This window comes from Streptomyces celluloflavus (genome assembly GCA_000720995.1).
Taxonomy (GTDB): domain Bacteria; phylum Actinomycetota; class Actinomycetes; order Streptomycetales; family Streptomycetaceae; genus Streptomyces; species Streptomyces celluloflavus.
The window spans coordinates 343,554-368,825 of sequence record JOEL01000001.1 but is presented as its reverse complement, the minus strand read 5'-3'; the positions used below and the strand labels follow the sequence as shown (position 1 = coordinate 368,825).

Below are 25,272 nucleotides of genomic sequence, written 5' to 3'. Positions count from 1 at the left end.
CCCGACGGCATCCGCACGGAAGGCAGGACGACAGTGACCTCATCCGGAGCGCCGGCCCGCACCGCCCCCGTCTCGGGGCTGCAACGGGGGCTGTGGTTCCTCGACCGGTGGAACCCCGGCGCGGCGACGTACAACACCCCCTGGGTCTTCGACTTCAGCGGCCCCCTGGACCTGCGGCTCCTGGAGGAGGCGCTTGGGATTCTGGTCCGGCGGCACGAGGCGCTGCGTACCACGTTCGCCCTGGGGACCGAGGAGCCCGTCCAGCTGGTACACGACCGGATGGCCGTGCCGCTCGCGGTGGTCGATCTGCGGCACCTCGCCGAGGGCGACCGGGCCGCCCGGGTGCGGGACCTCGTCGTGGCCGAGGGCGCCGCCGCCCTGGACCTGCGGAGCGGTCCGCTGATCCGGGCCACGGCGATCCGCCGCGGTGACGAGGAGACCGGCGTCGTCTTCACCGTCCACCACATCATCTGGGACGGCTGGTCGGCCGAGGTCTTCGAACGCGAACTGGCCGAGACGTACACGGCGCTGGCCGACGGGCGGGCGCCCGTCCTGCCCGAACTGACCGAGCAGTACGCCGACTACGCCACCGAGGAGCGGCACGAGGCGTACGACGAGCACCGCGCCTACTGGGCGTCCCGCCTCGACGGCGCGCCCCGTCTGCTGCAACTGCCCGGCGACCGCACCCGGCCCGCCGTCCAGACCTACCGCGGGCATACCGAGCCGTTCGCGGTGCCCGCGGGCACGGCCGCCCGCGTCCGGGAGTTCGCCGAGGCCGAGGGCGTGACCCCGTTCATGGTCCAGCTGGCCGCGTTCGCGGTACTCCTGAACCGGTACACGGGCGCGTCGGACATGGTCATCGGCACCCCGGTGACCACCCGGAACCGGCCCGAACTGGAGCATCTGGTCGGCTGTTTCGTCAATCTGCTGCCGCTGCGCATCGAGCTGGCCCCGCAGCTGACCTTCCGCGAGCTGGTGCAGCACGTCCAGGACGTCGCCTTCGACGCCTACGCCTATCTGGACATGCCCTTCGACCAGATCGTCGACCAGCTGGCGCTGGACCGCTCGGCGCAGCATCCCCCGCTGGTCCAGGTGGTGTTCGGCGCGCACGCCGAGAGCCGTGAGCCCCTGCGGTTCGGGCCGGTCCGGGCGCAGCGGCGGGTGGCGTCCAACGGCACCAGCAAGTTCGATCTGACGTGGTCCGTCTTCGACGACGGCGAGCTGCGCGGCGAGGCCGAGTACGCCACCGACCTGTTCGACGCGGCCACGATCCGGGCGATGGCCGCGGAGTGGCAGCGGGTGCTGACCGCGGCCCTGGACGACAGCGACCGCCCGCTGCGCGGTCTGACCCGCCCCGAGCCGCCCGCTCCGGCGGCCGGGCCGGTCGAAGGGCGCTGTCTGCACCGGCTCTTCGAGGACGCGGTGGACGCGTACGCGGAGCGTACTGCGGTGACCTCGGGTGCCGTGTCGCTGAGCTACGCCGAACTCGACGCGCGCGCCAACCGCCTGGCCCATGCGCTGATCGCGGCCGGTGTCCGCACCGGCGACCGGGTCGGGCTGCTGCTCGAACGCACCCATGACATCCCGGTCTCGGTGCTCGCGGTGCTCAAGGCCGGTGCGGCCTATGTCCCGGTGGACCCGACCGCGCCCGCCGGGCGGGCGGCGGCGGCCTGGGGGGACACGGGCGTCGCCGTGGTGGTCACCGACCGGCCCGACCGGGTGCCCGAGGGGCCCTGGGAACTGTTCCACCTGGCCGCGCGGGCCGGGGATACGGCCCGGATGCCCGCGGAGCGGCCCGCGCGAACGGTGCGGGCCCAGGACACCGCGTACCTCATCTTCACCTCGGGTTCCACCGGGCGGCCCAAGGGCGTGGCGGTCACCCACGAGCACGTCAGCAGGCTGCTGGCCTCCGGTGCCGGTCACTTCGGCTTCGGTCCCGGCGAGGTGTGGACGCTCTTCCACAGCTTCGCCTTCGACTGGACGGTCTGGGAGCTCTGGGGAGCCCTGCACCACGGCGCGCGGCTGGTGGTGGTGCCGTATCTGACGAGCCGTTCGCCCGAGGAGTTCGCCGAACTGCTCGACGCGGAGCGCGTCTCCTTCCTCTGCCTGACCCCCTCGGCGCTGCGGCAGCTGGAGGCCGTCCTCAGGCGCCGTCCGCGCGCGCTCCCCGCACTGAAACGGATCATGCTGGGCGGGGAGGCGCTCGACCCGGCCGTGGTGGAGCGCTGGTACGGGCTCGACCCGCGGCCCCCGGCGCGGATGTGCAACCTGTACGGCATCACCGAGACCACCGTCCACGTCACCACCTGCGATATCGAGGAATCCGGTGCGGGCTTCCGGCGGAGCCTGATCGGTACGGCGATGCCGCATCTGACGGCGATGGTCCTCGACGACTGGCTGCGCCCCTGCCCGGCCGGTGTCCCCGGCGAGCTGTACATCGGCGGCGACAGCCTGGCGCTCGGCTACTGGGGACGGTCCTCGCTGACCGCGGGGCGCTTCCTCGCCGATCCGTACGCCGCCCGCGCGGGGGCGCGGATGTACCGCACCGGCGATGTGGCCCGGCGGCTGCCGGACGGGGGTCTCGAATACCTGGGGCGCGCGGACTTCCAGGTGAAGCTGCGCGGGTTCCGGATCGAACTGGGCGAGATCGAGAACGCGCTGGGCCGGCACCCGGACGTGGATGCCTGCGTCGTCACCGTGCGCGACCAGCGGCTGGCGGCCTATGTCACCGGCCGGGAACCGGACGGGGTACGGGAGTTCCTCGCCGGGACGCTGCCCGACTACATGATCCCGGCCAGTTGCACCGTCCTGGACGCGTTCCCGCTGACCGTCAACGGCAAGGTCGACCGCGCGGCGCTGCCGGCCCCCGGATTCCGGCCGGCCGAGGCCGGTCATGTCGCGCCGCGCACCGCGGCCGAGCGGGACTTCGCCACGGTCTGGTCGCGGGTGCTGGAGGTGCCCGACGTCGGTGTGCACGACAACTTCTTCCATCTCGGCGGCGATTCGATCCGGGCCGTCCACATGGCCGGCGGCCTGCACGAGCGGGGCTGGCAGGTCTCGCTCCGCGACATCTTCGACGCGCCCACCATCGCCGGCCTCGCACCGCTGGCCCAACCGGTGACCGACGACGACGCCGACGCCGCGCCCTTCGCCCTGGTGCGGGACGAGGACCGGCGGGAGCTGCCGGCCGGTCTGGTGGACGCCTACCCGATGGTCGCCATGCAGCTCAGCATGGTCTTCCACATGGAGCTCGCCGGCGCCACCGACAGCTACCACAACGTCAACAGCTACCGGATCGCCGGAGCCTGGGACGAGCCGGCCTTCCGGCAGAGCGTCGCAGAGGCGATGGCACGCCACCCCGTCCTGCGGACCGGTCTGGACATCGCCGGCTTCGGTGAGCCGCTCCAGCTGGTCCACGCGGAGCTGGCGCCGCCGGTCGAGTGCGACGATCTGCGCGACCTGGCGGCCGACGAGCAGCAGAAGGCGATCCTGGACGTCTTCGAGCACCACCGCCGGACCCCGTTCGACCTGCTGTGCCCGCCGCTCTTCCGGATCACCGTGCAGCGGACGGCGGACGACGCCTTCCACCTCACCATCTCCGAGCACCACGCCATCCTCGACGGCTGGAGCTTCACCTCGCTCCTGAGCGAACTGCTGCGGCGGCACGGCGCACTCGCCGCCGCCCCGGACAGCGCCGCCGCCCCGCCCCCGGCGTCGTCCTTCCGCGACTTCGTCGCCGCGGAGGGACGGGCCGCCGCCGATCCTGCGGCGCTCGGGTACTGGCGGGGCAAACTCCGCGGTGTCAGCGGTGAGTTGTGGGACGCAGTCCCCGACCACCCCGAACTGCCGCGCACCGTCCAGCGGGTGCTGCCGCAGGCGCCCGGACAGCTGCGCCGGGCCGCCGACGCGGCCGGGGTGCCGGTCAAGGCGGTGGCGCTCGCCGCGCACATGAGGGCGCTGGGGCAGATCACCGCACGGGACCGGGTCACCACCGGACTGACCGTGAACGGCCGCCTGGAGCGGCTCGGCGGCACGGACACCTACGGCCTGTTCCTCAACACCGTGCCGCTGACCTGCGAGGTGGCCGGGGACGACCCGCTCGCGCTGGTGCGCGCCGTGCACCACGAGGAGCTGGACATGATGCCGCACCGGCGGGTGCCCTTCGCACGGCTCGCCCGCATGATGACCAGCACCCGCCTCGACGGCCAGTTCGCCTATCTGCGCTTCCACGCGCTCGGCCAGCTCGACGCCGCGCGGATCGTGGACGACGGGCTGATCGGCTGCGAACCCGTCATGCGCCACGAGCCGAACAACTTCACCTTCTGCGCCTCGCTCGTCCAGGACCCGGTCACCGAACGCGTCCTGCTGGCCGTGGACCACCAGCGGTCGGTGGTCCCCGACGCACTCGTCGACGCGTACCACGACGCCTACACCGCGGCCCTCCAGCGGATGGCCGCGTCCTGCGGACACACCACGGACAAGGAGAGGAACCCGAGATGACCGCCCCGACCGGCGCCGACCGGCGCCCCGTCGACCTGCTGGCCCGCTTCGCCCGAGCGGTCCGGACCGCCCCGGGCCGCCCGGCCGTCCGGGCCGGCGGCACCGAGCTGACCTTCGCCGAACTCGACCGCCGCACGGCGGGCCTCGCGGCCGCACTGCACGCGCACGGCATCGGCCGCGGGGACCGGGTCGGGGTCCAACTGCCCCGCACCGCGGACCTGGTGGTCGCGCTGCTCGCGGTGTGGCGGGCGGGCGCCGCCTATGTCCCGCTCGACCCCGCCTATCCCCCGGCCCGGCTCGCCCTCATGGCCGAGGACGCCCGGATCGCCCTGCTGATCGGCGCGGACGGCGCCGCGCCACCGCGGCCGGGGGTCCCGGTGCTCGGCCCGGACGCCGCCGCCGCGCCCCGCCCGGCGGCGGAGCCGGACCCGCGGGATCCCGCGTATGTCATCTACACCTCCGGGTCCACCGGTGTGCCCAAGGGCGTCGAACTCACCCGCGGCGGTGTCGCGGACCTCGTCGCCGGGCTGGAGGAGCGCGGCGTCTACCGCGCCGGGCCCTCGGTCGTCGGCTGGAACGCGAGCATGTCCTTCGACGCCTCGGTCCAGCAGTGGGCCCGCGTCTGCCGCGGCGACACGGTGGTACTCATCGGCGACGAGCAGCGCGCCGACCCCGCCGCGCTGGCGGCCGTCCTCGACGCGACCGGCGTCACCGACCTGGACCTGACGCCGTCGCACTGGGAACTGCTGCGCGAAACGCTCACCGGGCGCCAGGTGCGGCTGTTCATGGGGGGCGAACCGGTCCCCGAGCGGACCTGGCGGGAGCTCGCCGACGGCGGCGCCGACGCCGTCAACCTCTACGGCCCCACCGAGTGCACCGTGGACGCCACGGTCGCCGCGATCACCGGGCCCCGCCCCCACCTCGGCGACCCGCTGCCCGGTGTGCGGCTGCGCCTCCTGGACGACGGGCTCCGGCCGGTGCCCGACGGGGTCACCGGTGAGCTGTACCTCGCCGGGCCCCGCCTCGCCCACGGCTATCTGCACCGTCCGGGGCTGACCGCGGCATGCTTCGTCGCCGACCCGGACGGGCCGGCCGGCGGCCGCATGTACCGCACCGGGGACCGGGCCCGCCGGGGCGCCGACGGGCTGCTGGAGTTCGCCGGCCGCGTCGACCGGCAGGTCAAGGTGCTCGGCCACCGGATCGAACTCGGCGAGATCGAGTCCGTCCTCGCCCGCCGCCCCGAGGTGACCGCGGCCGCCGTCACCGTGCGCGAGGCGGCCCCCGGGGACCTGCGCATCGCCGCGTACGTCACCGGCCCGGCCGCGGCGGGCGGCCCCGCCGTGCTGGCCGCGCTGCGCGCGCAACTGCCGGCGCACCTGGTCCCGCACACCCTGACCGTCCTCGACGGCCTGCCGCTCACCCCCAACGGCAAGACCGACTACGCGGCCCTGCCCGCACCGGCCGTCGCGGCCCCCGCGGCCGCCGGGTCCGGGGCGCCGCAGGGCGACGCGCTCCAGGAGCGGGTCGCCCAGGAGTGGCGCACGGTGCTCGGGGTCGCCTCCGTCGCGCAGACCGACAACTTCCTGTCGCTCGGCGGCCATTCGCTCGCCGCGTTGCGCGTCGTCCACAAGCTGCGCCGCACCCTCGACATCGACCTCCAGTTGCGCCACCTGCTCGACGCCGACGACCTCGCCGGTTTCACCCGCGCGGTGCGCGAACGGACCCAGGCGGGGCCGGTCGGCCGACCGGCCCTGGTCGCCCGCGACAGAACCGCCCGATGAGCCCCACCCACGCAAGGGAGCTGCCGTGCTCAGCACGATGACCGATCTCACGGATCCGGGCCTGTGGTCACGCCCCGACCTGCCCGCCGTCATCGACGCACTGCGGGCGAAGTCCCCGGTGCAGCGCACCGAGACGGCCGACGACGGCCCCGTCTGGTCGGTGCTCTCGTACGAACTGGCCGCCGAGGTCCTGCGGAACACCGCCGTCTACAGCTCGGAGGGCGGGTCGCTGCTGGGCAGCGGCGAGGGCCGGACACCGGTCGGCTCGGGCCGGATGATGGCCCTGACCGATCCGCCCCGCCACCGTGACCTCCGGGCGCCGGCCACGCCGTTCTTCTCGTCCGGTGGCGTCCGCAACGCCTCCCGCAGTATCGCCGAGCTGGCGGACTCCCTCGTCGCCGAGGCGGTCGCCCGCGGCGAGGTGGACCTGGTGGACACCGTCGCCGCGCTGCCGCTCGCCGTCATGTGCGATCTGCTCGAAATCCCGGACGAGGACCGGGACATGGTGGTCCGGGTCTGCGACGACGCCTTCCTGTGCCGCACCCCCGAGGAGCGCCGGGCGGGCCACCAGCGGCTGCTGCCGTACCTGTTCCAGCAGGTCCTGCTGCGCCGGGCCGACCCCGGCGACGATCTGATCAGCAAGGTGGCCACCTACCGGGTCCAGGGGCGGCCGATGCCGGTGGAGGACGTCGTCCTCAACCTGGACAACATCGTCGTCGGCGGTGTGCAGACCGTCCGGCACACGGCGGCCATGGGTCTGCTGGCGCTGGTCCAGCACCCCGAGCTGTGGCGGCAGTTGCGCGACGGGGAGGCGGAGATCGGGGCCGCGCTCGACGAGCTGCTGCGCTGGACCTCGGTCGGCCTGCACACGCTGCGCACCGCGAGCCGGGACACCGAGCTGGGCGGACAGCTGATCCGGCGCGGCGAACGGGTCGTCGTCTGGACCTGGGCCGCCAACCACGACGCGGCGGCCTTCGACCGCCCGCACGACATCATCCTGGACCGCTCGCCCAACAAACACCTGGCGCTGGGCCTGGGGGCGCACTACTGCATCGGGGCGCCGCTGGCCAAGGCGGAGCTGGAGGGGCTGTTCTCCGCGATGCTGCGCCGTGTGACGGAGATCCGGCCGACGGGGCCGCTGCGCCACAACGGCTCCATCATCAATTTCGGCCTCGACCATTTCCCCGTGCGCCTGGTCACCGGCTGACCGCAGTCAAGCCGCCGTTCGCTTTCCGGCGGCGCACCCGGGCGGAAATCCGCCGCTCACCGGCGGGCGAAACGGGCTCGTACAACTGCCGCTTTCCTGCCGGACCTACTTCCGCGCGGGCCGGACGCCCGTCGATAGATTCGCAGACAACCAAGGAGGTCGATCATTGTGACGAACCCGTTCGAGGACGAGAACGCGCGGTACCTGGTCCTGGTCAACGAGGAGAACCAGCACTCCCTCTGGCCGTCCTGGCTCGATGTGCCGGCCGGCTGGTCGGTGGCGCACGAGGAGGACACCCGGCAGGGCTGCCTCGACCACATCGAGGAGAACTGGACCGATATCCGCCCGGCCAGTCTGATCGCCGCCCTCGGCGGACGGTGAGACCGGCCACCCGTCAGGGCACCGAATTCCCCGCCCGCAGAGCCGGCCGAAAGGCGTGAATTCCCTCGGCCGGATACGACCGGAAGCGATCGGAAGCGGCCCGGAATTACCCGGGGAACGCCTCGCCGAACCGGTCGGGCCGCTTGCCGAAGCTTCCGTGTGCGTACCGCCGATGTGACCTGAAGGAAAGGAAAATCCGTGATTCCGGTTTCGTTTGCGCAGCAGCGCCTCTGGCTGGCCGACCAGCTCGACGGTCCGAGCCCGCGGTACAACCTGCCGTTCGCGATCCGGATGCGCGGACCCCTGGACGAGGCCGCGCTGCGGGACGCCGCGCGCGACGTCGTCATCCGGCACGAGGCGCTGCGCACCGTGTTCCCCGCGGTCGACGGCGTCCCCGTACAGCAGGTCGTACCGGCCGCGGAGACCCGGCTGCACTTCGAGACGGTCCGCTGCGGTCCGGACGAGTTTCCGGCGCTGCGCGACGCGGCCGCGGCGCACCACTTCGACCTGGGCGGGGAACTGCCCCTGCGCATGACGGTCTTCGCGCTCGCCCCCCAGGAGCACGTCCTGCTGGTGGTGGTGCACCACATCGCGGGGGACGGCTGGTCGCAGGGGCTGTTCCTGCGCGACCTGGCCGCCGCCTGCACGGCGCGGCACGCCGGCCGCTCCCCCGACTGGTCCCCACTGCCGGTGCAGTACGCGGACTACGCCCTGTGGCAGCGGGAGTTGCTGGGCAGCGACACCGATCCGCACAGCGTGCTCTCCCGGGAGCTGGCGTACTGGCGCGACCACCTGAGCGGGACGCCCCAGGAGGTGACGCTGCCGGCGGACCGCCCCCGGCCGCCGGTACAGGGAGCCTGCGCCGACGCGGTCGGGCTCCGCTTCGACGCGGACCTGCACGCCGCACTCCTCGATGTGGCGCGGGCGCACCGGGCCACCCTGTTCATGGTGCTGCAGGCGGGCCTCGCCGCCCTGCTGACCCGGCTGGGCGCGGGCACCGACGTCCCGCTCGGCACGGTGGTCGCCGGGCGCTCCGACGACGCGCTGCACGACGTCGTCGGATTCTTCGTCAACACCCTGGTGCTGCGCACCGACACCTCGGGCGACCCCACGTTCACCGAGCTGCTGGCCCGGGTCCGCGAGACCCAGCTGGAGGCGCACGCCCACGCGGAGATCCCCTTCGAGCGGCTGGTCGAAGAGGTGAACCCGGTGCGGTCGCTGGCCCGGCACCCGCTGTTCCAGGTGATGCTGGTCCTCCAGGACACCGCGGAGACCGGTCTCGACCTGCCCGGCCTCGACACCTGCCCGGAGCCGATCGGGATGCGGGTCGCCAAGTTCGACCTCAACATCGGCCTGGCGGAGGCGTTCGACGCCGACGGCGCGCCCGCGGGCATCACGGGCAGCGTCGAGTACGCGGCCGACCTGTTCGACCGCGACACGGTCGAGGCGCTGACGGTGCGGCTGGCCCGCCTGCTGTCCGCGGCCGCCGCGGACCCGGGTCTGCCCGTCGGGCGGATCGATGTGCTCGGGGCGGCGGAGCGGTCACGGCTCCTCTCCGGGGGGAACGGCGCCGCGGCCGCCGTGTCCCTGCCCCGGGCGTTCGCGGACCAGGCGGCACGCACCCCCGACGCCCTCGCCGTCGCGGGCGAGGACACCCTCACCTACGCGGAGCTCGACGCGCGGGCGAACCGGCTCGCGCACCATCTGACCGGCCTCGGCGTCGGACCGGAGACCCCGGTGGCGCTGCTCGTGGAGCCGTCGGCGGACGCCGTGGCCGCCACCCTGGCGATCCTCAAGGCCGGCGGTGTCTGTGTGCCGCTGCACCCCGGTCTGCCCGCGGACCGGGCGGCCCGGGTGATGGAGGACGCCGGCGCCGCCGTGCTGTTCACCGACCGCGCGCCCGGTGCCGTACCCGGCGGCGTACGGGTGGTCCGGCCGGGCGACGGCCGGTCCGGGGAGGCCACCGATCCCGCCGTTGCGGTCCATCCGGATCAGCTCGCGTACCTGAGGTATCCCGCCGACCCGGCGGACGGGCCCGCGGGGGTGGCCGTGTGCCACCGTGACGTGGCCGCGTTCGCGACCGACCGCCGGTGGCGCGGCACGGCCCCGGACCGTGTGCTGCTGCACTCGCCGCAGACCCTCGACGCGGCCATCTACGAGCTGTGGGTGCCGCTGCTCTCGGGCGGCACGGTCGTGGTGGCACCGGCCGGTGCGCCCGGCCCCGCGGGGCTGCGCGCCGTGCTGCAGCGCCACGCGGTCACCGCGCTCTTCCTCACCAAGGGCCTCTTCGACCAGGTCGCCGAGGAGTGCCCGGAGGCGTTCACCGGACTGCGCACGCTGGCCACCGGTGGCGGCCGGGCGTCGGCGGCCGCCGTGCGGCGCGCCCTCGCGGCCCACCCGGACCTCGTACTGCACCACCTCTACGGCCCGGCCGGGCACGCCACGGCCGCCACCGCCCACGCCCTGTCGGCCCAGGAATCGGCCACCGGCCGGGTGCCGATCGGCCGCCCCCTCGGCCACCTCCGCGGGTACGTCCTGGACGCGCGCCTCGAACCGGTCGCGCCCGGGGTCGTCGGCGAACTGTACGTGGCGGGCGCGGGCCTGGCCCGCGGTCACCTCAACCGGCCGGGCCCGACCGCGGAGCGTTTCGTGCCCTGCCCGTTCATGCCGGGCGAGCGCATGTACCGCACCGGTGACCTGGCGCGCCGGCGCGCGGACGGTGTCCTGGAACACCTCGGCCGGGCGGACGAGCGGGCCGAGATCGCCGGCTGCCGCGTCGAGCCCGGGGAGATCGAGGCGGTCCTGGGCCGGTACGACGGGGTCGGGCAGGCCGTGGTGGTCGTCCGCGAGGACGGCCCGGGAGACCGGCGCCTGGTCGCGTACTGCACCCCTGCCGGGGAGCGGCCCGAACTGGCCGCGGAACTGCGCCGGTTCGCGGCCGGGTCGCTGCCCGGCTATCTGGTCCCGCAGGTGGTGGTCCTCGACCGGCTGCCGCGCACCACGGACCACGAGCTCGACCACGCCGCGCTGCCCGCGCCCGGCCGCCCGCGCTCCGCCGAGTCGCCGGGAGACGGGGCGCGGCAGGAGGCGCTGCGCGAGGAGGCCGTGGTGGGCCGGCTCTTCGCCGACCTCCTGGGACGCGACACGGTCGGCGTCCAGGACAACTTCTTCGAGCTGGGCGGCCACTCCCTGCTGGCGACCCGGCTGCTGGCCCGGGTGCGCTCGGTGACCGGCGCCGATATCCGCATCCGGGCCTTCTTCGAGGATCCCACCGTCGCCGGGCTCGTCCGGCAGCTGGACACGGAGAAGAGCACCCGGCCCGTGCTGGCCGCCCGGACCCGGCCGGACGCCATGCCGCTGTCCTTCGCCCAGCAGCGCCTGTGGCTGATCGACCGGATGCAGGGCGCGGGCGCCTACTACAACGTGCCGGTCGCGCTGCGGCTGCGCGGCCCGCTCGACCGGGAGGCGCTGACGGCGGCGGTCGCCGACCTCCTCGCCCGGCACGAGACCCTGCGCACCGTCATCAGGGAGATCGACGGCGCGCCCTGCCAGCTGGTGCTGGCGGCCGCCGAGGCGCCCTCGGTGGTCGAGGCCGTGCGGTGCCGCGGGGAGGAGGCCGAGGCTCTGGTGAACGCGGCGTCGCGGCGGCCGTTCGACCTCGCCGCCGATCTGCCGCTGCGCGTCACCGTCCTGGAGACCGCCCCCGACGATCATGTACTGCTGCTCGTCCTGCACCACATCGTGAGCGACGGCTGGTCGCTGGGCCCCCTGATGCGCGACCTCGCGCGGGCCTACGCCGCCCGCCGCGCGGGCCACGCCCCCGACTGGGCCCCGCTGCCGGTGCAGTACGCCGACTACACCCTGTGGCAGCGGGAGCTGCTCGGTGACGAAGCGGACCCCCGCAGCCTGTACGCACGCCAGCTGACCCACTGGCGCAAGGCCCTCGCCGGGCTGCCGGAGGAGCTGGAGCTGCCGTTCGACCGGCCGCGCGGCACCGTGCCCTGCGTCCGGGCGGAGCGCGTCATGATGCCCCTGGACGCGCGGCTGCACGCCGCCCTGCTCGACGTGGCACGCACCCATCAGGTGACCTTGTTCATGGTGGTGCAGGCGGGTGTCGCGGCGCTGCTGTCCCGCTGGGGCGCGGGCGAGGACATACCGATCGGGGCGGTGGTGGCCGGCCGCTCGGAGCAACTCCTCGACGATCTGGTCGGCTTCTTCGTCAACACCCTCGTACTGCGCACCGATACCTCGGGCGACCCCACGTTCGGCGAGCTGCTGGCCCGGATCCGCGAGAGCGACCTCGCCGCGTACGCCCACCAGGACGTGCCGTTCGAGCGGCTGGTGGAGGAGATCAACCCGGTCCGCTCCCTGGCGCGCCACCCGCTCGTCCAGGTGATGCTGGTGCTGCAGAACAACGAGCAGGCCGAACTGGACCTCGCGGGCCTGGAGACCTCGTCGGAGCCGAGCGACACCGGCGGCGCCAAGTTCGACCTCACCTTCGTCATGGAGGAGTCGTACGGCCCCGACGGTCCGGCGGGCATCGACTGCTCGATCGACTTCGCGGTGGACCTCTTCGACCGGGACACGGTGGAGTCCATGGCGGCCGTGCTCGCCCGCCTGCTGTCGGCCGCGGCGAGCACCCCCGGCACCGCCATCGGGGAGCTGGACGCGCTCGGCGACGAGGAGCGCGCACGCCTCCTCGTCGACTGGAACGACACCGCGGTGGCGGCGCCCGCCATCTCGCTGCCGCAGGCGTTCGCGGAGCAGGCGGCGCGCACCCCCGACGCGGTCGCCGTCGCCGCGGACGGCGCCGCCCTGACGTACGCGGAGCTCGACGCGCGGGCCGGCCGCCTCGCGCACCGTCTGCTGGCGGCCGGCGCCACGGCGGAGACCCGGGTGGCGCTGCTCCTGGAGCGGTCGGTGGACGCCGTGGTGGCCACGCTGGCGGTCGCCAGGGCGGGCGCGGCGTATGTGCCGCTGCACACCGGGCTGCCGCCCGAGCGGATGTCCTGGGTGATCGAGGACAGCGACGCCCGCCTCCTGATCACCGACCGGACCGAGGTGGACTTCCCGCACCGCGCGCGGGTGATCCGCCCGGCGGACGAACCGTCCGGCGCCGCCGCCCCCGCCGTCCGCATACACCCCGGCCAACTGGCCTACGTGATGTACACCTCCGGTTCGACCGGGCTGCCCAAGGGGGTGGCGGTCCGCCACCGCGATGTGGTCGCCCTGGCCGGTGACCGCCGGTGGCGCGGCGGGGACCACCGCCGGGTGCTGCTGCACTCGCCGATGGCCTTCGACGCGGCCACCTACGAGCTGTGGGTGCCGCTGCTCTCGGGCGGCACCGTCGTGGTGGCACCGCCCGGTGCGCTCGACCCCGCGGGGCTGCGCGCCGTGGTGGAGCGCCACGCGGTCACCGCGCTGTGGCTCACCAAGGGCCTGTTCGACGTCGTCGCGGAGGAGAGTCCGCACACCTTCGCGGGCCTGCGCGCGGTGACCACCGGCGGCGACGCCGGCTCGCCCGTCATGCTCCGCCGCGTCCTCGCGGCCTGTCCGGACCTGCGTCTCGCCAACGGGTACGGCCCGACGGAGACCACCACCTTCGCCACGCACCATCTGCTGTCCGCCGCGGATGTGGCGGGCGCGCGGGTGCCGATCGGGCGCCCGCTGGACAATATGCGGGCGTACGTCCTGGACGGCCGTCTGCGCCCGGTCCCGGTCGGCGCGCCCGGGGAACTGTACGTGGCGGGCGCCGGGCTGGCCCGCGGCTACTGGCGGCGCTCCGTGCTGACCGCCGAGCGGTTCGTGGCCAGTCCCTTCGGCACCGGCGAGCGCATGTACCGCACGGGTGACCGGTGCCGGCTGCGCGGCGACGGCACCGTGGAGTATCTGGGCCGCACCGATCACCAGGTCAAGCTGCGCGGGTTCCGGATCGAACCCGGCGAGATCGAGGCGGTGCTCGCCCGCTGCGCGGGCGTCGGCCAGGTCCTCGTCGTCGCCCGGGAGGACATCGCCGGTGACCGCCGGCTCGTGGCGTACTGCACCCCGGCCGGGGATCACCCCGAACTGGCCGCGGAACTGGGCTGGTTCGCCACCGCCTCACTGCCCGCGTACATGGTGCCGTCCGCCGTGGTCGTCCTGGACGCCCTGCCGCTGAACCCGAACGGGAAGGTGGACCGCAAGGCGCTGCCCGCACCGGTGCACACGGCCGACCAGCGGGGCCGCGCACCGCGGACGCCCCAGGAACGGCTGCTGTGCGAGCTGTTCGGTGAGCTGCTCGGTGTCGACGCGGTCACCATCGACGACGACTTCTTCGCGCTCGGCGGCCACTCCCTGCTGGCCACCCGTGTGGTGAGCCGGGTGCGGGCGGCGCTGGGCGTCGAGCTGGGCATCACGGACCTGTTCCGGACGCCGACCCCGGCCGGGCTGAGCGCCCGCCTGGCCGGCGCCTCCAGCCGGCCGGCCCTGACCGCCCGGCCCCGCCCGGAGATACTGCCGCTCTCCTACGCCCAGCAGCGGCTCTGGTTCATCGGCCAGGTCGAGGGCCCGAGCGCGACGTACAACATTCCCCTCGGCGTCCGGCTGCGCGGCGCCCTGGACGTGGCGGCGCTGGAGCGCGCGCTCGGCGACGTGGTGCTGCGGCACGAGGCCCTGCGCACCGTCTTCCCCGTCCACGAGGGCGTCCCCCGGCAGCACGTCACGGCCGGCCCGACGGGGCGCCTCGTCACCGTCTGCGACCGCCCGGTGTCCGAGGTGGTCGGGCACGTCTTCGACCTCGCCACCGAACTGCCGGTCCACGGCTACGTCCTGCCGGGCGACGCTCCCGCGGAGCACGTCCTCGTCCTGGTGCTGCACCACGTCGCGAGCGACGGCTGGTCGCTGCGCCCGCTGCTGCGGGACCTGGCGCAGGCGTACGGCGCCCGCTGCCTGGGCCGGGCGCCCGAGTGGGACGCGCTCCCGGTGCAGTACGCGGACTACACGCTGTGGCAGCGGGAGCTGCTCGGCTCGGAGGGCGACGCGGACAGCCCGCTCGCCCGGCAACTCGCCTTCTGGCAGGAGACACTGGCCGGTCTTCCGGACGAGCTGTCGCTGCCCGTGGACCGGCCGCGCCCGGCGGTGGCGAGCCACCGGGGCGAGGTGGCGCGGTTCGCGTTCGACTCCGGGCTGCACCTGCGGCTGACCGAGCTGGCCCAGGAACACGGCGTCACCCTGTTCATGGTGCTCCAGGCCGCCCTCGCCGCCCTCCTGAACAGGTTCGGCGCGGGTGAGGACATTCCCATCGGCTCCCCGGCCGCGGGCCGCACGGACGAGGCCCTCGACGAGCTCGTCGGGTTCTTCGCCAACACCCTGGTGCTCCGGGTCGACCTGTCGGGACGCCCGAGCTTCCACGAGCTGCTGGGCCGGGTGCGGGCCATGAACCTGGCCGCCCTCGCCCATCAGGACGTCCCCTTCGAACGGCTGGTGGAGGAGCTGAACCCGGCCCGTTCGCTGGCCCGGCACCCGCTGTTCCAGGTGATGTTCGCCTACAACAACACCGCCGAGGCGACCCTCGAATTCCCGGGCCTGGACGCCGAGTTCGCGCCCGTGTCGCAGGACGGCGTCGCCAAGTTCGACTTGCTGTTCGGCATCGGCGAACAGCGGGACGCCGAAGGCCGGCCCGCGGGGATCGAGGGCGGACTCGAATACGCCACCGACCTCTTCGACGGCGAGACGGCCGCTCGGATGACGGACGCGCTGGGGCGCCTGCTGGCCGCCGTGGTCCGGGCACCCGACGCTCCCCTCGCCACCCTCGGCCTCCTCTCGGACGCCGACCGCCGCCGCCTGCTCCGCGACCGGAACGACACCGATCACGCCGTACCGTTCGTCTCCCTGCCCGACCTGGTACGGCAGCGGGCGGCCCGCACGCCCGGTGCGCCCGTGGTGATCGACGGGGACACCGTCCTCACCTACGGGGAGCTGGACGCCCGCGCAGCGCGGCTCGCCGGGCGCCTCGCCGCGGCGGGCGCCGCCCCCGAACGCCTCGTGGCGATCGCGCTGCCCCGGTCCGCGGACTTCTACGTCGCCGTCCTCGCGGTGCTCGGCACGGGAGCGGCGTACGTACCGCTGGATCCGCGGCATCCCGCGCAGCGGATCGCGGCGATCCTGGACGAGGCCGCACCGGTGCTGATGCTGACCGACGGCCGGGCCGACCGGCCGGCCGCGGACTGCCCGGTGGTGCGGATCGACGCGGCCGGCGACCACGGCGAGCGGCCGTCGGCCCCCGTGCCGGTGACCCGCGGGCACGCCGCCTACGTGATCTACACATCCGGCTCGACCGGCGCCCCCAAGGGCGTGGTCGTCACCCATGGCGGTCTGCGCAACCTCCTGGTCTCCCTGGCCGGGCAGGTGCCGCTGGACGAGGGCGACCGGCTGCTCGCCGCCACCACACCGGCCTTCGACATGGCCGTCCCGGAGATCTATCTGCCGCTGGTCACGGGCGCCGCGGCGGTCGTCGCCGACGACGACACGGTGCGCGATCCGGCGGCGCTCGCCGCGCTGATCGAGCGGGCCGCGGTCACCGTCGTCCAGGCGACGCCGAGCCTGTGGCACGCCCTGCTCTCTGAGCGGCCCGAAGCGGTCCGCGGGCTGCGGATGCTCGTCGGCGCCGAGGCCCTGCCGCCGGCGCTCGCCGCCGAACTGCACCGGTGGGGCAGCGAGGTGACCAATCTGTACGGGCCGACGGAGACCACGGTGTGGTCCACGGCGGCCCGGCTCGGCGCGGCCGGCCCGCCGGCCATCGGCCGCCCCCTCCTCAACACCCGCGCCTATGTCCTCGACCGGGACCTGAACCCGGTTCCGGAAGGCGTCACCGGCGAGCTGTACCTCTCGGGCGAGGGCCTGGCCCGGGGCTACCTCGGCCGCGCCGGGCTGACCGCCGAGCGGTTCGTGGCCTGCCCGTTCACGGCCGGGGCCCGGATGTACCGCACCGGGGACCTGGCGCGTTGGCGGCGGGACGGCGAGCTGGAGTGCCTGGGCCGGACCGACCACCAGGTGAAGGTGCGCGGCTTCCGGATCGAACCGGGTGAGATCGAGACCGCCCTGACGGGCCGTGCGGAGGTCGCCCAGGCGGTGGTGATGGCGCGGGAGGACACCCCGGGCGACATCCGCCTGGTGGCGTACGTGGTCGGAGAAGATCCGTCGGATGCCCCCGACGGCACCGAGCTGCGCCGCTTCTGCACGGCCGCGCTGCCCGCCTATATGGTCCCGTCCGCGGTGGTCGTCCTGGACGCCCTGCCGCTGAACCCGAACGGGAAGCTGGACCGCACGGCGCTGCCGGCACCCGACTACGCGGCGCCGTCCCCGGGGCGCGGTCCGCGCACCCCCCTGGAGGAGGTGCTGTGCGGACTGTTCGCGGATGTGCTCGGCGTGCCCGATGTGGGCATCGACGACAGCTTCTTCGACCTGGGCGGCCACTCACTGCTGGCCACCACGCTGCTCAGCCGGGTGCGCTCGGTGCTGGGGGCCGAACTGAGCATCCGGACCGTCTTCGAGTCCCCGACGGTGGCCGAACTGTCCGGCCGGCTCGGCGCGAAGACCTCGCACGACGCCCTGGACGTGCTCCTGCCGCTGCGCTCGCGCGGCACGCGCCCGCCGCTGTTCTGTGTGCATCCCGCCGCCGGCATCAGCTGGGTCTACTCGGGTCTGCTGCGGGCCGTCGACGCCGCGCACCCGGTCTACGGCCTCCAGGCGAGCGGCCTGACGGGGCAGGCCCCGGAGAGTGTCGGGGAGATGGCCGAGGACTATCTCCGCCGGATCAAGGAGGTCCAGCCCGCCGGGCCCTACCACCTGCTCGGCTGGTCCTTCGGCGCGACGGTCGCCCAGGAGATGGCCGTACGGCTCCAGGCCGAAGGGGAAGAGGTCGCCCTGCTCGCGCTCCTCGACGGCTACCCGGCCGTCCCGGGGGCGGCCGACCCGGTCCTGCCCGACGACGCCGCGGAGATGTTCGCCGCGCTGCTCGCCTCACTGGGCCTGGACCCCGCCGCACCGGACGGCCTCGCCGTGCTGGAGCCGCTGCTCGGCGAGGCGGCGGGCGCCCTGGCCGATGTCTTCGCCACCCACCACAAGCTCCTGAACGAGCACACCCCCCGCCACTACCGGGGCGACGCCGTCTTCTTCGGCGCCACCCTCGACAAGCCCGGCGACTGGCCGTACGCGGACGCCTGGCGCGGGCACATCACCGGCCGGATCGAGGAGCACCGGATCGCCTGCGCGCACGGCGAGCTGACCCGGCCGGAGCCGATCGCCCGGATCGGGGCCGTCGTCGCGGACAAGCTCCGCGCCGCACACCGGACGGAGCACCGTGGAGAGCAGTGACATGAACCGGACCACCACACCGCCGCCCGCCTCCCCGGCCACCGGCGAGCCGGTACGGCGCCGCTGGGGACTGTGGGCCGAGGCCGACTTCCGCCGGCTGTGGATCGGCGAGACGACCAGCAGCCTGGGCACCGCCGTCGGACACGTCTCACTGTCCCTGGTCGCGGTCGTCGTCCTGAAGGCGGACCCGGCCACCATGGGCGTGCTGACGGCACTGACCTGGCTGCCGTGGCTCCTCATCGGGCTGCCCGCCGGGGCCTGGGTGGACCGGTGGCCGCGCCGCCGGGTGATGCTCGTCAGCGACCTGGCCCTGCTGGTCCTCTTCGCCAGCGTGCCGGTGGCCGCCTGGCTGGGGGTGCTGACCATCGGGCAACTCCTGGTCGTCGCCGTACTGGTGGGCGTGGCGAAGGTGTTCCTCAGCACCGCCTACGCGGCCCTCATCCCCACGCTGGTGGCCAAGCCCGACCTGCTGGAGGCCAACGCCAAGCTGCGGGGCGGGGAGACGGCCGGGGAGATCGCCGGTCCCGGGGTGGCGGGTTTCATCGCCCAGGTCTTCGGGGCGGTCGGCGGACTGCTGGTCGACTCCTTCTCCTATCTGGTCTCCGCGCTCTGCCTGGGCGCGATCAAACCCCGGGAGAAGCCCCCGGCGGCGGCCGCGCGGGACGGCATCCGGCGCGAGATCACCGAGGGGATCCGGTTCGTCGTCCGCGATCCGTTCCTGCGGACGCTGGCCTGTTTCGGCGCCCTGGGCAATCTGGCGCTGAACGGGATCCAGGCCGTGCAGACCGTGTTCCTCGTCCGCGACGTCCACCTGGACGGGGGCGCGGTGGGGTTGGTGTTCGCGGCCGTCAGTACCGGGGGCCTGGCCGGGGTGTGGGCGGCCGGCCGGATCGTCCGCCGGTTCGGCACCGCACGCGGTCTGCTGCTCAGCTACCTGGTGGTGGCCCCGGGCATCGTGCTGCTGCCCTTCGCCGGAAGCGGGCTGCCACTGCCGGTGAGCGTGCTCGGCTGGGCCCTCGGGGTCGGCGGGGTGGTCACCGCGAACGTCATCTCCAGCAGCTTCTCGCAGAGTTACTGCCCGCCGGAGATGCTCGGCCGGGTCAGGGCCAGCTCGTCCACCGTCAACTACGGCGCGATTCCCGTCGGGGCGCTGCTGGGCGGCTATCTGGGCGAGGCGCTGGGCACCAGGGGCACGATCTGGATCATGGCCGGCGTCCTCGTGACGGCCAACCTGGTCCTGCTGGTGAGCCCGATCCGCGCCCTGCGTGACTTCCCACAACGCGCCGAGACACCCCGCACCGACGCCTGAGGAGTGCCGCGCCGACCGCGGCGGCAGCCGACCGGACCATCGCACCAACCCAGTAGAGATCACTCACGACATGGATGAGGGGACATGGCGAATCAGCCTTTCGCTCTTGTCTGCCTGCCCTTCGCAGGCAGCGGCGCCGGCTTCTACCGCCCGTGGCGGACGCAGTTCGACGTCGAGTTCGAGATCGTCCCGATACAACTGCCGGGCAGGGAGGAACAGTTCCTCGACGACCCGTTCACCGATATGCCGGAGGCCGTCCGGGAACTGACCCGCCGGGTGCTGGACGGCACGGACGACGACACCCCTCTCGCGCTGTTCGGGCACAGCTTCGGCGCCGTGCTCGCCTACGAGATCGCGCTCGAACTCACCCGGCGGGGGCACCCCGGCCTGCGGCACCTGTTCGTGAGCGGTTCGCCCGGACCACACAACGGCCGCGCCGAGCGGGCGAGCGGCCTGAGCGACGAGGAATTCCTCGGCCGGGTGCAGGAGTTCGCCGGATACCAGTCAGAGGTGTTCGAGGACCCGGACATGCGGGAGATGTTCCTGCCGCTGCTCCGCGCCGACGTGGAGATGCACGAGTCGTACGAGCCGTCCTCGTCCGAACCGCTCGCCGTCCCCGTCACGTCGCTGCGCGGCTGTGACGACACGCTGGTCTCGCGCACCCAGGCGGAGGAGTGGTCCGCCACCACCCGCGACCGGTTCGCGTACCGGGAGATCCGCGGCGGACACATGTACCTGATCGACCATCCCGACGTCCTGCTGCAGGCCGTGGCCGCCCACTGACGGCGCGGCCCGCCGACGGCACGAGAAGAGGAGAAGCAGATGCGACTGAGCGGGAAGACCGCCGTCATCACGGGGGCGGCGCGCGGTCTCGGGCGCGCATGCGCGGTCAGGTTCGCGGCGGAAGGCGCCGATCTCCTGCTGATGGACATCGCGCAGGACGTGGCGGGAGTGCCCTACCCGCTGGGGTCGCGCGGCCAGTTGGCGCACACCGCCGCGCTGTGCGAGAAGGCGGGCGGTGCCGTCGTGGCCAAGGTGGCGGACGTACGGGACGCCGCGGACTGCCAGGGCGTGATCGATGCGGCGCTCGACAGGTTCGGTGCCGTGGACGTCCTGGTCAACAACGCGGGCATCGCGGCGCCGTCCGGAAAGGTCACCCACGACATCACGGCGGCCGAATGGGCGCTCATGCTCGACACCGATCTGTCCGGCGCCTGGCGGATGATGAAGGCCGCCGCCCCGGCCATGGTGGGACAGCGGGCGGGCAGCGTCATCAATGTCTCGTCGACCGCGGGACTGGTCGGCTACCGCCACTTCGCCGGGTACGTCACGGCCAAGCACGGCTTGATCGGGCTCACCAAGGCCGCGGCCCTCGACTACGCCCCGCTGGGTGTCCGGGTGAACGCGCTGTGCCCCGGATCGGTGCGCGACGACCCCGTCGTGGAGGGCCGGATGCTGTCCGAGATCGCCCGCTCCCTCGATGTGCCCGTCGAGGAGCACGAGGAGATCTTCGTCCGGGACCAGCCCACGAACGATCTGATCGAGCCCGCCGATATCGCCGCCGCCGCGCTCTGGCTGGCGAGCGACGACTCCCGCCGGGTGACCGGCAGCGTCCTGACCGTCGACGGAGGATTCACGGCCCGGTGACGCAGCCCGGCCGCACTCCGCACCACCCCCGGCAGAAGGAACCCGTGAATGCCATGAGCGAAGAACCCGACCCCCGAGCCGCCGCGCCCGGGGCGCGCACCCCCGACGTGCGCACCGCGCGCGAGTGGGCCGGGCTGTGCCACAGCCTCACCGTGCGGGTGCCCGGCCCCGTCGACCCCGGCCGTCTCGACCGGAACCTGGCGGCGGGCGCCCGCCGCCGGCCGGCGCTCCGTCCGCTGCGGCTCTGGCACACCGCGGTCGCGGCGCCGTCCGGCACCGCCGCGGCAGAGCGCAGGGCACGGGCGGAGGCTGCCCGGCCGGTACGGCCGGACATGTTCCCCGTGCGGGCCGTGCTGGTCCACTGCTCCGACGGCGCGGCCGACCTGGTGCTGGTGGCCGCCCGCATATCCGTGCCGCGCCCGGCCCTCGACCGGCTGGCCGCTCTCCTCCTGGACGGGGCGGCGGACGCCTGGGACGACGCGCCGGACATCCCGGCGTGCGCACCGTTCCCGCCCGCCCCCGAGCACGACCCCGTCCCGTGGGGGCTGGGGCTTCCCGGGCGGGCCGGCACGACCGGGACCGTTCCCCTGCCCCTCCCGGAGCGTGCGGGCCTCGACGTACGGCACCTCGTCGGCGCTCTCGCGCTCGCCCTGGCCCGGTACGCGGCGGGGGACGAGGGCGCCGACGCCGGCGTGACCGTCGGCCGGGTCGAGTCCGCCGCCCTGCGCGGGTACGACGACATCCGCGCGTACACGGTGCGGACCGACGATGAGCCGAGCACCGCCGACTTCCTCGCCCAGTTCGACACCGCGCCTGCGACCGCACCACGGGTCCCCGCCGCGGGGCTGATCGTGGGTACCGCGCAGCCCGGCCGCAGCCACCGGCCGTGTCTCGCCCCGGTCTTCCCGCTCACCCTCCATGCGGAGCGGCAGGCGGACGGCACGCTCCGCGGCACGTGCTGGTTCGACGAGGGAACGGTCGCGCCGCAGCTCGCCGAGCGGTTCTGCGCCCACGTCGCGCACCTCGCGGCCCAGCTGGCCGAGAGCCCCGGCGCGCGCCCGGTGTCCCACCTCGAACTGCTGACGGCGGCGGAGCACGGGAGCGTCCTCCGGGCGGGGAGCTCCGCGCCCGTCCGCACGAGCGGCGGTCACCTCGTCGGGCTGTTCGAGGAGCGGGTGCGGAGCGGGCCCGACGCCCCGGCACTCGGCGACGGCACCACGCAGTTGACATACCGGCAGCTCGATGACGCGGCGGAAGAGGTGGCGGCGGGACTGCGAGCGAAGGGCGTCGCCCCGGGCAGCCGGGTCGGGGTCTGCCTGGAGCGGGACGCCGGGCTGGTCGTCACGCTGCTCGGGGTGCTGAAGTCCGGCTGCGCCTATGTGCCGATGGATGTGCACTATCCGCAGGAGCGGCTGCGCTACATCACCGAGCAGGCGCAACTGCCCGTGGTCGTGGCATCGGCCGGGCAGTTCCCCGCCCTGGCGGGGGTGGCGGTCGTCGCCCCCGGGGAGCTGCGTGAACTCGGCGCCGCGGCGGACGCGCCCGGCGAGCCCCCGCACCTCGACCCCGGGCAGGCCGCCTACGTGATCTACACGTCGGGCTCCACCGGCCGTCCGAAGGGCGTCGTGGTGCCCCACGCCAACGTCGTGGCCCTGGTCGACGCGACCGCCGACGACTTCGGGCTCGGCCCCCACGACACCTGGACCCTCTTCCACTCCAGCGCCTTCGACTTCTCCGTATGGGAGATCTGGGGCTGCCTGCTCAGCGGCGGCCGGCTGGTGGTCGTGCCGTACTGGACGACGCGGGACACGGAGGAGTTCCACGAGCTGCTCGCCGACGAGCGGGTGACCGTGCTCAGCCAGACGCCCTCGGCGTTCTCCCAGCTCATCCGGGCGGACCGGGAGTCGGCCCGCGACCTGGCGCTCCGCCTCGTCGTCTTCGGCGGTGAGCCCCTCGACGTCCGCATGCTGGCCCCGTGGTTCGCCCGGCACTCCCCCGCCGACTGCCGTCTGGTGAACATGTTCGGCATCACCGAGACCACGGTGCACACGACCGCCCACACCGTCACCCCCGAGGACGTCGTGGCGGGCTCGCGCTCCGTCGGCCGGGCCCTCCCCGGCTGGTCGCTCTCGGTCCGCGACCGGCACGGCCGGGTCCTGCCGCCGGGACCGGTGGGCGAGATCTACGTGGGCGGCGCGGGCGTGGCGAGCCACTACCTCGGGCAACCGGACCTCACCGCCGAGCGGTTCCGCACCGACCCGGTCACCGGGCAGCGTGTCTACCGCAGCGGGGACAAGGGGCGGCTGCGCCCCGACGGCAGTCTCGAACACCTCGGGCGCCTCGACAGCCAGGTGAAGATCCGCGGGCACCGCGTCGAACTCGACGAGATCCGCGCCGTGCTGCTCAAGCACCCCCGGGTGAGCGCCGTCGCCCTGGCCATCCGGCAGGAGACGCCGGGCGATCCCGCGAGCAGCCGCCTCGACGCGTACGCCGTCGGGAGCGGCACGGCGCAGGAGGCAGCCCCGATGGACGCGGCGGACGTGCGCGACATCCTCGCGCATGCGCGCCGGTTCCTGCCCGACTACATGGTCCCGGCCACCCTCACCCCGGTCGCCGCGCTGCCCCTGACGGTGAACGGGAAGCTGGATCCGTCCCGGCTGCCGGCCCCGCTCCCCCTCACACCGCGAGCGCCCGCCACCGTGGAGCCGTCGGGAGACCTCACCGACGACATCATCCGCGTCTGGAGCCGGGTCCTGAACACGGAGGTGCGGCTGGGCGACAACTTCTTCGAACTGGGCGGGAATTCGCTGCTGGTGGTGCGTCTCCTCGCGGAACTGCGCGCCAGCGGCCTGCCCAGGGTGTCGAGCAGGCAGTTCTACCACCACTCGACGGCGGGGCAGTTCGTGCAGCTGCTGCGCACGCTCATCCCGGCCTGATCCGCCGTGCCGTAGACCGGGCGGATATCGGGGATGGATCGCGCGCCTATCGTCGCCGTGTTCCGTTGCTGCGAGAGGGCTTGTCAGCAGCGGAACCGCCCGAGGAGAGAAGGACATGACACAGCGTCTGGACACCGGTGCCTCGGGCCTGAACGGTGTCCGGTCGCGCGCCCCCGACGAGACCCGGGCTCGGGCCGTGTTCGTGGAGCGCATGGGCGGCCGGGCGCTCGAACCGGACGAGCTCCTCTCCCGGGTGGCGGAGGCGGCCGGGTCCGCGCCCCGGCCGCTCGGCCCCCTGCTGGAGTCGGCCCTGGCCCGGACCCGCGGCTGCGGCGAGGAGGGGCGTCTCGCCGCGGTGCTCGCCGGCCTCGCCACCTACGGTGCGCTGGCCGCCGCCCGTCACCACGCCGCCCCCGGTGGTGCCTCGCCCGCCGTCTGGGGGCTGGACCTGGACTCCGGTGCGCTGCGCGTGGTGGACGCCGTGGACGCCGCCGCGCCGCCGGCCCCGGGGCTGCCCTTCCGGCGGCCCGTGGGCGCGGCCGCGGGCCTCACCTGGGTCAACGCGGTGGAGGCCGGGCTCGCCCAGCACTGCGAGGCCCTGCTCGTGCGGCGCCTGGACGAACCAGGGACCCGTGTGGCCCGCCTCGACCTCGACGCGTACGTGGGTGATGAGGGCACCGGCCGCCTCCTGCGGCTGCTCAGGGCGAAGGGCAGCCCGCGCGCCCACGACCTGTCCGCGCTGTTATCCCTGCCCGCCTGTGCGGTACGCATCGGCCAGGCCGCCGCGCTCGCCACGGGCGGCACCCTGGCGGCGGCGGTACGGACCGCCGCCGGGCGCGCGCTGGGCGCGGGACCGCCGCACGCGGTCACCGGGCCCGGCCCGGATCCCTTCCGGGTGTCCGCCATCGCGCCCGAGCAGGAGCTCCCGCCGGCCGCCGCGCGGGGGCCCGTGCCGCCGACCGAGCACCAACGCCCCTTGGAGGCGCTGCGGGCCCAGGGCTACACCTCCGCCGTCCTCCTGCTGGACCACGACCCGCAGGCCGTCGACATCCTCCCGTACGTGGTGCACGTCGTCCTGCTCGGCGCATGACGCGCCGAACGGCTCGGCACGCGCATCGCCGCACCGCCCCTCCGACCTCCGTCCCCGATCACGAAGGG

General features: G+C 74.3%; 10 protein-coding genes. All 10 read left to right on the top strand.

Annotated elements, in window-relative coordinates:
- Positions 1–33 precede the first annotated feature (33 nt).
- The 10 genes from IH09_RS01365 (at position 34) to IH09_RS01320 (ending at position 25,204) form a co-directional block, all read left to right on the top strand.
- Positions 34–4,500 carry an amino acid adenylation domain-containing protein gene (locus IH09_RS01365; protein ID WP_318279364.1) on the top strand — a complete coding sequence of 1,489 codons (4,467 nt, stop codon included), beginning with the start codon at positions 34–36 and terminating at the stop codon, positions 4,498–4,500.
- Positions 4,497–6,281 carry a non-ribosomal peptide synthetase gene (locus IH09_RS01360; protein ID WP_052853334.1) on the top strand — a complete coding sequence of 595 codons (1,785 nt, stop codon included), beginning with the start codon at positions 4,497–4,499 and terminating at the stop codon, positions 6,279–6,281. The genes IH09_RS01365 and IH09_RS01360 overlap by 4 nt, the downstream gene beginning before the upstream one ends.
- Positions 6,282–6,306: 25 nt before the next feature.
- Complete coding sequence (locus IH09_RS01355; RefSeq protein ID WP_318279363.1) at positions 6,307–7,488, top strand: cytochrome P450; 1,182 nt, start codon at positions 6,307–6,309, stop codon at positions 7,486–7,488.
- A 168-nt stretch (positions 7,489–7,656) separates the two neighbouring features.
- Positions 7,657–7,869: an MbtH family protein gene (locus IH09_RS01350; protein WP_052853333.1), complete on the top strand. Its 213-nt coding sequence runs from the start codon at positions 7,657–7,659 to the stop codon at positions 7,867–7,869.
- 198 nt (positions 7,870–8,067) lie between these two features.
- On the top strand, positions 8,068–18,222 hold the full coding sequence (locus tag IH09_RS01345) for an amino acid adenylation domain-containing protein (RefSeq protein WP_052853332.1): 10,155 nt from the start codon (positions 8,068–8,070) through the stop codon (positions 18,220–18,222).
- A gap of 1 nt (position 18,223) precedes the next feature.
- On the top strand, positions 18,224–19,531 hold the full coding sequence (locus tag IH09_RS01340; protein ID WP_094792856.1) for an MFS transporter: 1,308 nt from the start codon (positions 18,224–18,226) through the stop codon (positions 19,529–19,531).
- Positions 19,532–19,615: 84 nt separating this feature from the next.
- Positions 19,616–20,314 carry a thioesterase II family protein gene (locus IH09_RS01335; protein WP_052853331.1) on the top strand — a complete coding sequence of 233 codons (699 nt, stop codon included), beginning with the start codon at positions 19,616–19,618 and terminating at the stop codon, positions 20,312–20,314.
- Between the two features lie 39 nt (positions 20,315–20,353).
- Positions 20,354–21,178, top strand: coding sequence for an SDR family oxidoreductase (locus IH09_RS01330; RefSeq protein ID WP_052853330.1), 825 nt, complete (start codon positions 20,354–20,356; stop codon positions 21,176–21,178).
- A gap of 53 nt (positions 21,179–21,231) precedes the next feature.
- Complete coding sequence (locus IH09_RS01325; protein WP_052853329.1) at positions 21,232–24,114, top strand: non-ribosomal peptide synthetase; 2,883 nt, start codon at positions 21,232–21,234, stop codon at positions 24,112–24,114.
- Positions 24,115–24,229: 115 nt separating this feature from the next.
- Positions 24,230–25,204 (top strand): hypothetical protein, encoded by a 975-nt coding sequence (locus tag IH09_RS01320; protein ID WP_052853328.1) that lies wholly within the window; start codon positions 24,230–24,232, stop codon positions 25,202–25,204.
- Positions 25,205–25,272 lie beyond the last annotated feature (68 nt).